This is a genomic window from Acidithiobacillus sp. (genome assembly GCF_049965315.1).
GTDB lineage: Bacteria > Pseudomonadota > Gammaproteobacteria > Acidithiobacillales > Acidithiobacillaceae > Acidithiobacillus_B.
In genome coordinates this window covers 19,622-32,206 of sequence record NZ_JBMFWL010000005.1, presented here as the reverse complement: position 1 = coordinate 32,206, position 12,585 = coordinate 19,622, and the positions used below count along the sequence as shown (strand labels likewise).

The window sequence follows — 12,585 nt, the reverse complement described above, 5'->3', positions numbered from 1 at the left end:
GACCTGCGCGCAACTAATGCGGACTACGGGTGAAACCTTGGCCTTGGGCCCAAGGTATCCGGGCGCTGCAGGAAAAAAAAGGCCGACCCGGAGAGAGTCGGCCTTTGCTGGTCGCCTGAAGGGGGGGTCAGGCGGCCGCGGGCGTTGGGGTTGCCAGCTCGCGCAGATCCTCCCCACGCAGGAAAGCCTCCTGCAAGGCCGTATCGGTCACGGCGCTAAAATCGTATCCAGCCTTCTCGGCCTCCAGAACCGCCCGAACCAATGCCATTTCCTGCTCCAAGTCCGTCATGTCGTACTCCTGTCTGTAAATTAGATTAATCTAATATACATAAAGATTATGGATGATGCAAATCATATGATGAAGCGAGGGCCTTGGCCTGATCTCCTGGATCTTGCGCATGATCCCGGACCGGGTATCGGCAGAGGGATTGCCAGGCATATCCCGTCGCACCCCGGGCTTTGTGATCATAGCCGCAGCATGGGCATGCTCAGGCGGGGATGAATCGTTCGGAATAGATCTGCGCGACCGGGACGCCATGGTCCAGGGCGGTTTCCGTGACGCCCTGGACCAGGCGTGCGGAACCGCAGATATAACAATCCGGCGAGGCGGTCATGGCGGTAAGATCCCCTTTCAAGGTCTCCACCACGTTGCCTGCATAGTTGTGCTCGTGGGCTTTTGGGCGGGATACGCACAATTTCACCTGTAGCTGGGGGAGTTGTTGCTGCAACTCCTCGATAATCTCCGTAAAGAAGAGTTCTTCGCTATGACGGACACCAAAATAAAGCCGTGCCGGATGGGCTTCCCCCCAATCGGCCATGCGCCGCAGCATGGAGATCAGGGGTATGACACCGGTGCCGCCGCCGATGAACCAGCGGGGACGCAGGCCGTTTTCCCGCAGGGTGAAGGTGCCCAAAGGACCGCGCACCCATAAGCGCTCGCCGGGTTTGGCATTGCTCAGATAGCCGGAGAAAAGCCCGCCGGGGCGGTGGCGAATGATCATTTCCAGGTGGCCGTCCCAGTTGGTGTTGTTGGCCAGGGAATAGGCGCGGCGGGCTTCCGTGCCCGGCACCCGGATCTCCAGGTACTGTCCTGGCTCGAACTCCGCCGCCTGGCCCTTCTCCTCATCGGGCAACAAGGCCAGCAAGAGGCGCTGGGTGTCGCTGGCGATGGTATCCAGGATGGCGATCTCGGCCGCGCGGGGCTTGCTCTGCTATCTGATTGCAGATCCGGTCACGCGGCAAGCCGTGGTGATTGACCCGCTTCCAAGCCTTCTGCCGCAATACGAGAAAGCGTTTCCCTGAAGAGGGATCAATCCCTCGGGGGGCCTTCGGGCCCCTTTTTTGCTAGTATTCTTGAGCCCCCACTTGCGGAGATGGGGTCCGCACCCATTTTGGAACGAACGAGCAGATCATTCACGTGGGCTCCCCCATCCAATCATCCAGCGCCCTGTCCTCGGAGGCATCCATACCGTCCTTTCTGCGTCTTTCGGCAGGGGAGGGCGATTTGCTTGCGCGCTCCGCTTCCCGGTTGGCGACTCCGGAGCGGGCGCAGCGTTTTGCGGAGACCTTTTACGCATGGCTGCGCCATGTCCCGGAAACGGAGCCAATCCTGCACCACGTCGATGCCGGTGCCTGGGTGCGCCTGCGCGCCGGCCAATCCCGTCACTATCGGGAACTGCTCACGGTCCCCTATGACCGGGAGCGGCGCAGGGTTCTGCGCCATCTCGGGGCGATGCATCAGCGCATGGGCCTGCCCAGCGAATGGTTGAATGGGGCTTATGCCTTGTACCTGGAAGACTTGCAGGCGGGCGCCAACGCCTTGCCGGACCTGTCGGCAGAGGATCACCAGGTGTTGCGCAAGGCCATTCGCAAGCGCGTGGAACTGGATCGCTTTTGGCAGATGGAGGGATTCCAGGAAGCGACGCTGGAACTCCTGGACACCCAGAAACGCTTTTACCAGGCCCTAGCGGAAATCGGCGGTATCACGCGGGCAGAGGCGGGGGAAGGACCTTCTTCCATGCTGCAAGCCATTGCCGACCGCCTCGCGAAAATCCTGGATCTGTCCCTCGTCTGGATAGGCTGCCTTCCCCCCGGGGATCCCTGGGTCCGGGTTATGGCTGCTGCGGGCCCCGCCAAGGCCTATGCCGATGGCCTGCGGGTCAGCAGTGATCCCGCCCTTCCCGAAGGGCAGGGACCGGTGGGGCAGGCCATCCGTTCGGGCAAGGCACAGGTGACCGCCGATATTTCCCAGGCCTGGAACGAACCGCAATTTGCTGTCTGGCGAGGACAGGCCGAGCGCTTTGGACTGGGCGGCAACATGACGGCAGCCGCCCGCCGGGAAGATGGGGGCATGGTCACGCTTTCTCTCTATCGGGGCACAGGATCGTCATTCCCCGACGGCCTCGCCAGCCTTCTAACCAGCCTGGTGCAGGAACTGGCTACTTTTCTGGATCATCAATCCGTCACCACGCGCCTCCTCCGCTTGCAAGGCTATCAGGAAGCCCAGCGCCACTTGCAGCAGGAACTGCTGGCGCAACCCGATCCTGCCCACATCTACCAGTCGCTGGCGCAGAACCTGGTGCGCTTTGCCGAGACGGAAGGGGTGGATGTCTTGCGCGCTTCGCCCGATTCCCCGGTACTGGAGCGTGCCCTGGTTGTGGGGCCTTTGGCGGAGGCCATCCGTACCTTGCCCACTCCCTACAAACAGGCCGCCGATAGTCCGGAGCGCCCCCTCCCCGACAAGGCGTGGTCCACCCGCAGCGCGCAGATCCGCCTGCATCCGGCAGAGGACCCGGCACTTCCCGATGCCTGGCGCGAGGGACCCCTTGCCGGCGTCAGCGCCGTCGGCGCCTGGCCCTTGCTGCTCAACCCCGAAGCAGAACCCGCCGCCGTGCTGGTCATCTTCGCCCGTGCGCCCGATACCTTTTCTTCGGAATTGACCCATCTCATCGAGGAGATGGTCCAGTCTGCCGCCATGGCCCTGCGTCAATACGCCGATCGCCAGGCCCTAGCGCGGCTCACCACCCTGTACCATGCCCTGACGGCCGAAGGGGACCTGCTCTTGCGGGCCGGCGATGAACGGCGCCTGTTGCGCGATACCTGCCATCGCCTGGTGGAAAGCGGGCTGTTCACCGCTGCCTGGATTGGCCAGCCCGATGACGATGGCCGTTTCTTTCGCTATCTCGCCGCATCGGGACCCGGCGCACAGGCCCTGCAGCAATTGCAGATCCCCGTTGCGGACAGCGGCGGGGTCGCCCAGCCTTTGGTCACGCGCGCCTGGCACAGCGGGCGCATCCATTACAATCAGGACCACCTCGCTGACCCGGAACTCAGCCCGTGGAGGGATTTTTTGCTGCGCTACCGCTGGCGTTCGGCGGCGGCCGTCCCGGTCCGCCGCAACGGTGCGCGCTGGGCCATTTTGGCCGTGATCGCCGACGAGATAGGGATCTTTCAGCAGCCGGTCCTGGAATTGTTCAGCCGTATCGCCCTCATTCTCGGCCATGGCCTGGATGAGCTGGATCTGCGCCGGAGCCTGCGCGAGGAGCGGGACCGCCAGCAATACCTGGCTCTCCATGATCCCCTTACCGACATACCGAACCGCGCCTATTTCCTGCAGACCGGCCAGGAAGCCCTGTCCCGGGCGCGGCGGGAGCAGAAACGACTGGCCATCGGCATCCTCGATCTCGACGGTTTCAAGGAGGTCAACGATGTCCTGGGACACAGCGTCGGCGACCGGCTCCTGCAAAGCATCGCCGGGCGACTGCAGGGCATCCGCCGTGGCGGCGATGTGGTCACGCGGCTGGGGGGAGATGAGTTCGGCTTCCATTTCCCGGTCACCGATGCCGGCGACCTGGCGCTTATTTCCCAGCGGATACTGACGGCGGTGGTCAGCGCCGCGGGGACGGTGGCCGATATGCCCATTTCCGGCAGCATCGGCTGGGCGGTCTTTCCCGGAGATGGAGAAGATTTCGACCTCCTCTTCGCTCATGCCGACGAGGCCATGTATGCCGCCAAGGCTGCCGGTAAATCCACCTTCCGGCTCTATGGCGGCCCGGTTTCCCAATCGGCCCAGCGGCGCATCTGGGTCCATCAGCATTTTCCGCGGGCCATCGCCGGTGAGCAGGTGCGATTCTTCCTGCAGCCCCAGGCGGATGTGCTGGCCGGGCGGCTGGAAGGGGTGGAGATGCTGGTCCGCTGGCGGCGGAAGGACGGCCGCTGGAACGCCCCCGGGAAGTTCATGTCCGTCGTCGAAGAGGACGTTCATCTCATTCGCGGGCTCGGCATATGGGGGCTTCAGGAGGCCGCCCGCTTACGCCAACGCTTCGCGCAGCTCGGGCTGGATCTGGGGATCTCCCTCAACATCGGTGCGCGGCATTTCCTGCATCCGGCCTTTCTGGATGACCTGGAAGAACATTGTCCCCAGGGGAACGGGATCACCCTGGAAATCACCGAGACGGTTGCCCTGGCCGACCTCAAGACCTCCGCGGCAATCGCGGCAGCCCTCAAGGATCGGGGTTTCCGGCTATCCATGGATGATTTTGGCACGGGTTATTCTTCCTTGCTCTATGCGGCAAAGCTTCCCTTTGACGAGCTCAAGCTCGATCAGGATTTCGTCCGCAACTTTCGCCATGATCATGCCAGCTTTGCCGTGGCCGGCGCGGCGCGTTTGCTGGGCGACCTCTCCGGCCGTTCCCTCATCGCCGAAGGCATCGCTACCCCCGCGGATCTTGCCCTGTGGATGCGTATGGGAGGGACCCGCATCCAGGGCTACCATCTCTCGCCGCCTTTGGCAGAGAATGCCTTTTTGACCTGGCATAGCTGGCTGTTGCCCTTGCTGCGGACCGCCCCTGCCATCTGTCCGTTGGAGGATCTGGCGCTCCTCATCCATATCACCGAAGATCCCGAGTCCTTGGGGGAACTCTTCCGCCATACGGCAGCGAGCTGCCCCTTGGGAATCTGGTTCGCGCAGAAACAGGGCAAGTATGGAAAACTACCGGGTTTTGCCGAGGCAAAGGCGGTCCATGAACGGCTCCACCGGTTCACCCCCAACAACTCCAGCAAGGAACGCGCGGATCTCCAGAGGAGAATGCGTGAAATCACTACCCAGCTTTATCAGGAAGTGGCGGCATGGAATGGGCAGCGCTGATGGGCACTGCCGATCGTGCGCCACCCTGACGATCCGCCAGCCAACCCATGACCGTATTCATGCCGGCATTCCTAATCTTCGGGGCGAAGCCCATGTTTCAGCTCGCCAGGAGATCCGTGTGCTGCCGCCCCCTCACAAGGGCTCCGGCAAGCGCATGGAAACGAGCTGTACATGGAGGAATTCTTCCATTCCCCATTTCCCGCCTTCTTTCCCCAAGCCCGACAGCTTGATTCCGCCAAAGGGTGCCTGAGGGGTGGAAGGGGAGCCGTCATTGACGCCGACAATGCCATACTGCAGGGCCTCGGCTACGCGAAATGCCCGCCCCAGGTCCCGGGTCCAGAGATAGGCAGCCAGGCCATAGGGGTTGTCATTGGCCAAGGCAATGGCCTCGGCCTCCTCGCGGAAGGAGAGGATGGGCAGCAGGGGACCAAAGCTTTCTTCGCGCAGGATGCGGCTCTGCGGACCCACCCGGCCAAGCAGAGTGGGTAAAAACCACAGGCCATCCCCTGTGCCTCCGCAGAGAAGTTGGGCGCCGTGCATCAGCGCATCCTGTAGCTGGGCCTTCAGTTTGTACAAGGCGGCGGTGTTCACCATGGGCCCGATGTCGGTGGATTCGTCGAGGGGATCGCCCACTTTTAGCGACTGGACGGCCTCGATATAGCGTTGGGTGAAAGCGGGCAGGATGGATTCATGCACATACAAGCGGTTGGCGGCGACGCAGGACTGGCCGCCGTTGCGGAACTTGGCGCTGAGGGTCATGGCTACCGCCGCTTCCAGATCGGCGTCGGCGAAGATCAGCACGGGCGCGTGTCCGCCCAACTCCAGGGATAAGCGTTTCATGGTGGGCGCGCCCAAGGCGTAAAGCCGTTGCCCCACCACCGTCGATCCGGTGAAGCTGAGCTTGGCGATACGGGGATCGGCCATCAGTTGTTCGGCCAAGGGCGCAGGATCTGCCGTGGGCAGGACCTGGAAGGTGCCGGCAGGCCCGTCCGCAGCGTCCCAGAGTCGCGCGAGCTGCAGCGCCGTCAGGGGCGTTTTTTCGTCGGGCTTGAGAATGACGACGCAGCCGGCGGCCAAGGCGGGCGCGACCTTGCGGGCGACCATGGAAACCGGGCTATTCCAGGGAGTAATGGCGAAAACCGGGCCGACCGGCATTTTCCGGATCTGCAAGCGCTTGTCCGGAAACTGGGAGGGGATGCTTTCGCCCATGATGCGCTTGCATTCTTCCGCATACCAGCGCACCAGGGCCAAGGCGGTGTTGACTTCGGCGCGGCTCTGGCGAATGGGTTTACCCATTTCCCGGGTGATGAGCCGGGCCAGGTCCTCCCTTTGCCCCTGGATGAGGTCCGCCCAGCGGGCGAGCATGGCGGCCCGCTCGTAGGCGGTGTGCCGGCGCCACAAGGCGAAAGCGCTGGCCGCCGCAGCGGCGGCCGCTTCCGCCTCCGCCGCCCCACAGTCGGACACTTCGGCCAGGACACGCTGATCCAGAGGGCTCCGTACTGCAAAACGGCGTTCCAGGTCTTGCCAGCATCCATTGATGAACGCTCCGGCAGGTGAAAAATTCATGGGCCTGATCCTGTCAATCCGAGGAAAATGTCATTGGCTATTCAACCTGAATCCGGGGGGAAATACACCTCGGGAAATCAGTCGGGAGAACGGGGCGGAATGGGCAGGATGCAATCCACCGGGCAGACCTCCTGACACTGGGGCTTGGCAAAAAATCCCGCGCATGCGGTGCATCGGTCCGGATCGATCTCGTAATGCTCCGCTCCGGAAAAGATGGCATTGTTGGGACATTCCGCCGCGCAGATGGCGCAGTTGATGCATTCGTCGGTAATGAACAAGGCCATGGATGAGCGCACTCCTTTGGCATGCCGATGAGCCGTCCTGATGGGGGAAACATGGCCTCCCCGGACGATCCGGAGAGGCCGTGCGGAAGGACTGGCCCAATGAGTTGGACGGGTGCTGTCAATACGCCCCGGCGTGCTTGGCCACCGGCCGATAATCCGCCGGTACCGGACTGATCTTCTGACCCTGGATGAAGCCATCCCGGACAAAGAGATTGATCACTACCCCATGGGCCTGGATCAGCTTGACGACATTGGGATCCTCGCTGGTTTCCTCCACCAGGACCCCGTTGGGCAAGAGGGTGACCTCCATCTTGACCTTGTCGCGCTGGGCGAAGATCTCTACAAAGGCCGGGTCCCAATGGCGCAGGCCGAAGTTCTCCTGCAGGCGATGATGCATGGCGGGTACATGGTCATGGAGGAGCTTGACCAGGCGCGGATCGTCCGAAGTGGTGACGGCGCGGATCCCGTTGGGCAGATTTTCCACCTGACGCTGGAGCCGGTCGTGATGGCGCAGGAGGGTCTGGAAAACGGCCTGATCGTGCTGATGGCGCTGCATGTGGCTGTTGCCGAAACGGGCCGCCATGGCGGCTTCCATGGCCTCTTCACTGCCTACGGGCGGCTGCATCCCCGCCTCGATGCCGAAACGGAAGCCGTCCGCGGGCAGGGCCGAGCGGCCGCGACCCCCACCGCCCATGCCGCGACCACCGCCCAAACCCCTGCCACCTCCACCCATGCCGGCTCCCCCGCCGCCACCCATGCCACGGCCACCACCGCCACCTACCCCGCGCCCACCACCTCCGCCGACGCCGCGCCCACGGTTGCCTTGGCCACCGCGGATGTTCTGGTCGTTGGGCAGGCTGTTGCCGACGCCATGGTTCAGTCCGGGCAGATCCGCTCCGCAGGTGGGGCAGGTCCGGCCTTGGGTACTCAATTCTCTGTTGTCCATGGGAATATCTCCTATCTGATGGATGCTAGTGATTCTTTTTTACACCAAGCAGGAGAATACCGCATTGAGAATTGTTAATTTGTGCGCAGGAATTGTTACCTTTGCTTGCCCCCCAATGGAGTCCTGCCTCCTCGTGATCAGCCGCCGCTTTTCCGCCAGGAGGCGGTCGAGACCACCATGTGGGAAAGCTCGATGACATCCCCCAGTTCCATCACCTGATTGGCGGGGAGATGGAAGAAGTCGGTGGCATTGGCGGAAATCCGAAGCATGATGGCAAAGAGCCGCTCCCGCCACAGGGCCATGCCGGCCTTTGTCGTGGGGATCACCCGCTGGCGGGAGACAAAGTAGGTGGTATCCATGGGATTCCACGGGAAGCCCAGATTTCCGCTGGACTCCAGAAGCTCCGGGATGTCGGGCTGCTCCATGAACCCGTAACGGGCGGTGAGCCGATACACGCCTTGCCCGTAATCCCGAACCGCCACGCGCTCCTCTGCGGGAATACGCGGTTCTTCCTCGAATTTGATGGTGAGAATGACGACCCGTTCGTGGAGCACCTTGTTGTGCTTCAGGTTATGCAGCAGGGTATGCGGAATCCCCTGCTCCCGTACGGTCAGATACACCGCGGTACCGGGCACGCGGATGGGCGCGGCAGGGGAGATGCCGTGCAGGAAGGCTTCCACGGAGATGGCCTCCGGATAGAGTTTGCGGGCGAGGATCTCGCGCCCCCGGCGCCACGTGGACATCATCGTGAAGGCCGCCAGGCCGACCGCCAGGGGGAACCATCCCCCTTCCAGGAATTTCATCAGGTTCGCACCGAAGAAGACTCCATCCAGCAGAATGAAAAAGCCGGAGAACAGCCCCGCCTTCCACAGCGGCCATTTCCAGCTGTGGCGGGCAACGAAAAAGACCAGGATGGTCGTGAACATCATGGTGCCGGTGACTGCCGTCCCATAGGCGAAACTCAGCGCGTCAGAGGACTTGAACCACAGGATCACCGCGATTACCGCCAGCATCAAGAGCCAGTTGAGCCCCGGAAGATAGATCTGGCCCCGCTCGGCTGCCGAGGTGTGGATGATGGTCAGGCGCGGCAAATAACCCAGCAGGAAGGCTTGGCGGGTGGCGGAGTATGCCCCGGAGATGACCGCTTGCGAGGCAATCACCGTGGCTATGCCCGATACTACCACCATGGGCAGGGTCGCCCAGGCCGGGAAAAGCTTGAAGAAGGGGTTCTGGATGGCGGTGGGATCGAGTTCCAGCAAGGCGCCCTGGCCAAGGTAGTTGAGGGTCAAGGCCGGCAGTACCAGGAAAAACCACGCCATGCGGATGGGCCGGGAGCCAAAGTGGCCCATATCGGCGTAGAGCGCTTCGGCGCCGGTGACGGCGAGTACGACGGCGCCGAGGATCACCAATCCACCCGGACCATGCATGCCGATAAAATGGAGGGCGAACCAGGGATTCAGCGCGAGCAGCACCTGGGGATCGGCCGCGACCCAGGCCAGCCCCGAGCCGAAGAGCAGCAGGAACCACACCAGCATGCTGGGTCCGAAAAGGTGGCCAATGGCCGCTGTGCCGCGGCGCTGGACCAGAAAGAGCCCGATGATGACCCCCAGGGCCAGGGGAACGACCAAGGGCCTCCAGGCGGGTGACGCGACTTCCATCCCCTCCATGGCCGACAGCACCGAAATGGCTGGGGTGATGACGCCATCGCCATAAAAAAGGGCCGCGCCCAAGAGGCCGATGCTGAGGATCCACCAGCGCATGCGTCCGGAGTGGCCGACGGCACGGGAAGCCAATGCGGTTACCGCCATGATGCCGCCCTCGCCATGGTTGTCCGCCCGCATCACCACCCAGGCATATTTGACGCCCACCACCAGGATCAGCGTCCAGAAAATGAGGGAAAGGATACCCAGGAGATTTCCGGCGCTGGGTTGCAGGGACATGGCGGACAGGCAGGCGCTGAGGGTATAGAGCGGACTGGTGCCGATGTCCCCGAATACCACACCGAGGGCGGCCATGGCCAGCAGGGGAAGCGGTTCTTTGCGGTCGGTCATGGAATCCTCAGGGGACGATAGCGGAATGGGAAAACTGCTTTGGCAGATCCCAAGATGGGCTTGCGGACCATGACATGATCAATAATAGAGCTATCATTACCTCAATGATGCCGCTAAAAATAAACCAAGCGCAGAGAAATGTCTGGCAATGAACCAGTCACCATCATCACAAGTTGCAAATGCAAGAAAACGGGCAATCCGTTTTCGTCGCATCCAACCGTTTTCATGGACGATTAATGCCAGGTCATATACCTTGCCCATTGCGTAAAAATACTAGAATCGGGAATGGATATAAAGCATTATGCATTGTCCTGATTTACTGGACGAACAGTTTTATTTTAGCATATTATCCCTGTTTGTGGGGATTTGCAACACAACAGATTCTGCTGCGCAGGATGTGGTTATGGTCCTGTGCATGTTTCGCGAGTCGCCCCAAAGCTGCTTCGGCAGGGAATGCTTGTTAGGAGGTGTCATGCGCTGGAGCCGTTATTGGCAAGATGGAAAGGATGCCATCGCTATATGGCTGGATGGTGACCTGCTCCGCTTGAACGCCCTGGACCTGCCGCCGGATCTGGATCTCCTGCTCGCCGACGGTCCGGTTCTGGCGCCAGACCTTTATCGTCGTCTTCGCCGCCTCCCGGGCAATGCCTTGCTGAATCCGCAGGAGCTTTCTTTCCTGCCTCCCGTTCCGGGGCGAAAAATCCTTTGTGCCGGCTTGAATTACCATAGCCATGCCGTGGAAACGGCCATGCCGACGGCGGATTTTCCCAACCTGTTCATCCGTTTTGCCGATACGCTGGTGGGCCATGGGCAAGCCCTGCGGATCCCGCCGGTTTCCACCCAGTTGGACTATGAAGGGGAATTGGCGGTCGTCATCGGCAAGGCGGCAGGGTCGCTGGCACCGGGAAATGCCCTGGATCATGTGGCGGGCTACACGATTTTCAACGATGCCAGCGTGCGTGATTTTCAGTTCCGGGGCAGCCAGTGGACGCTGGGCAAGAATTTCCCGGCCACCGGCGGTTGCGGGCCGGCACTGGTCACTGCCGACGAGTTGCCACCGGGGGCGCATGGGCTATCCTTGCAAACCGAGATTGACGGGGTCTTGCTCCAGGATGGAAATACCGCGGACATGATCTTTGATGTCGCGGCGCTGGTGAGTGCCGTCAGTATCGTTACCCCTTTGGCCGCGGGCGATATGATCATTACGGGCACCCCGGCGGGCGTGGGGTTCACTCGCCAGCCCCCGCGGTTTCTCCGGCCCGGAGAGATTTGTGTGGTGCGCATCGAAGGCTTGGGCGCCCTTGTCAACCCAGTCGCCCCGGCGCGTCCCTCCCGGGCCGGGTAAGGGGAGCCCCAGGGGCAATGATCCGCAAAGGCTGCAACGGAACGGATTTTTGACAAAAAATAACAGGCAGTTAGGAATTTCATCCTAACTGCCTGTTTTATATGGGGTGGCTGATGGGGCTCGAACCCACGACAACCGGAATCACAATCCGGGGCTCTACCGACTGAGCTACAGCCACCATAAGAAGAGAACGGAAATGATACTGTGCAGAGGGGGAGATAACAAGAGGGCAAGGCGCTGGCTCCGCCCAGCCGGATTGCAGGCGGATCAATCCATGAAGAGCGAACTGACGGAATCCTCTTCGGCAATGCGGCGGATGGTTTCGGCGAGGAGTTCGGCTATGGAGAGGATGCGGATCTTGCTGCAGGCCTGGGCATCGGGGCGCAGGGGAATGGTATCGGTAACCGTGAGTTCGTCGAGGACGGACCTTTCGATGCGTTCGATGGCGGGTCCGGAGAGGACGGGGTGGGTGCAGTAGGCGCAAACCCGGACCGCGCCATTCTCCTTCAGGGCCTTGGCTGCCTCGCAAAGGGTGTTGGCCGTGTCCACCATGTCGTCGACAATGACGCAGGTGCGTCCTTCCACATCGCCGATGATGTTCATCACCACCGATTCGTTGGGGCGGGGACGGCGTTTGTCGATGATGGCCAGGTCCACTTCGAGGCGCTTGGCAATGGCGCGGGCCCGGACCACGCCGCCCACATCCGGGGATACGACGATGAGTCCGGGATAGCTCTGCCGCCAGATGTCGCCCAGGAGGATGGGAGAGGCGTAGATGTTGTCCACGGGGACGTCGAAGAAGCCCTGGATCTGGTCCGCGTGGAGGTCCATGGTGAGGACGCGGTTGGCGCCGGCGCTGGTAATGAGATCGGCAACGAGCTTGGCGGTGATGGCGGTGCGCGCCCGCGACTTGCGATCCTGGCGGGCATAGCCGTAATAAGGCACGGCGGCGGTGATGCGATTGGCCGATGCGCGTTTGAGGGCATCGATCATGGTCAGCAGTTCCATGAGATTGTCATTGGTGGGCGCGCAGGTGGGCTGCAGCACGAAGACATCCCGGCCCCGGACATTTTCGAGGATTTCCACGAAGACTTCGCCGTCGCTGAAGGAACTCACTTCGGCGCGGCCGAGAGGGATCTGCAGAAAACGTGCTACGGCTGCCGCCAGGGCGGGATTGGCATTCCCGCTAAAGACCATGAGATTACCGTGGACCATGGTAACTGTTTCCCTCTGCGTAAACGTTTTAG

At 61.9% G+C, this 12,585-nt stretch carries 9 protein-coding genes and 1 tRNA gene; 2 read left to right on the top strand and 8 right to left on the bottom strand.

All coding sequences use genetic code 11. From position 1 onward, the window contains the following. Positions 1–127: 127 nt before the first annotated feature. Together ACP5MM_RS02535 and ACP5MM_RS02530 are read right to left on the bottom strand one after the other, a co-directional pair. A complete protein-coding gene (locus ACP5MM_RS02535) occupies positions 128–289 on the bottom strand; it encodes a hypothetical protein (RefSeq protein ID WP_427932968.1) in 162 nt (53 codons plus the stop codon). A gap of 199 nt (positions 290–488) precedes the next feature. Then, positions 489–1,169, bottom strand: coding sequence for an FAD-binding oxidoreductase (locus ACP5MM_RS02530; protein ID WP_427934077.1), 681 nt, complete (start codon positions 1,167–1,169; stop codon positions 489–491). Positions 1,170–1,417: 248 nt separating this feature from the next. On the opposite strand from ACP5MM_RS02530, the gene ACP5MM_RS02525 reads away from it, so the two are divergent. Next, a complete protein-coding gene (locus ACP5MM_RS02525; protein ID WP_427934062.1) occupies positions 1,418–5,146 on the top strand; it encodes an EAL domain-containing protein in 3,729 nt (1,242 codons plus the stop codon). Between the two features lie 132 nt (positions 5,147–5,278). Here ACP5MM_RS02525 and ACP5MM_RS02520 read toward each other — a convergent pair whose 3' ends face one another. From ACP5MM_RS02520 to ACP5MM_RS02505, 4 genes are all read right to left on the bottom strand, one after another. Continuing rightward, positions 5,279–6,712: an NAD-dependent succinate-semialdehyde dehydrogenase gene (locus ACP5MM_RS02520; protein WP_427932999.1), complete on the bottom strand. Its 1,434-nt coding sequence runs from the start codon at positions 6,710–6,712 to the stop codon at positions 5,279–5,281. Positions 6,713–6,789: 77 nt separating this feature from the next. Further along, positions 6,790–6,996 (bottom strand): YfhL family 4Fe-4S dicluster ferredoxin, encoded by a 207-nt coding sequence (locus ACP5MM_RS02515; protein ID WP_427932997.1) that lies wholly within the window; start codon positions 6,994–6,996, stop codon positions 6,790–6,792. 118 nt (positions 6,997–7,114) lie between these two features. Continuing rightward, positions 7,115–7,942 carry a hypothetical protein gene (locus ACP5MM_RS02510; protein ID WP_427934061.1) on the bottom strand — a complete coding sequence of 276 codons (828 nt, stop codon included), beginning with the start codon at positions 7,940–7,942 and terminating at the stop codon, positions 7,115–7,117. A gap of 137 nt (positions 7,943–8,079) precedes the next feature. Further along, positions 8,080–9,993, bottom strand: coding sequence for a potassium transporter Kup (locus ACP5MM_RS02505; protein ID WP_427934060.1), 1,914 nt, complete (start codon positions 9,991–9,993; stop codon positions 8,080–8,082). A 472-nt stretch (positions 9,994–10,465) separates the two neighbouring features. Here ACP5MM_RS02505 and ACP5MM_RS02500 point away from each other — a divergent pair, with 472 nt between their 5' ends. After that, positions 10,466–11,338: a fumarylacetoacetate hydrolase family protein gene (locus ACP5MM_RS02500; RefSeq protein ID WP_427932992.1), complete on the top strand. Its 873-nt coding sequence runs from the start codon at positions 10,466–10,468 to the stop codon at positions 11,336–11,338. Between the two features lie 102 nt (positions 11,339–11,440). Here the strand turns inward: ACP5MM_RS02500 and ACP5MM_RS02495 are convergent. Both ACP5MM_RS02495 and ACP5MM_RS02490 read right to left on the bottom strand, forming a co-directional pair. Continuing rightward, positions 11,441–11,516 (bottom strand) — tRNA-His (locus ACP5MM_RS02495). A gap of 89 nt (positions 11,517–11,605) precedes the next feature. Then, entirely contained in the window at positions 11,606–12,553 is a 948-nt protein-coding gene (locus tag ACP5MM_RS02490; RefSeq protein WP_123105414.1) for a ribose-phosphate pyrophosphokinase, read from the bottom strand. Positions 12,554–12,585: the final 32 nt, after the last annotated feature.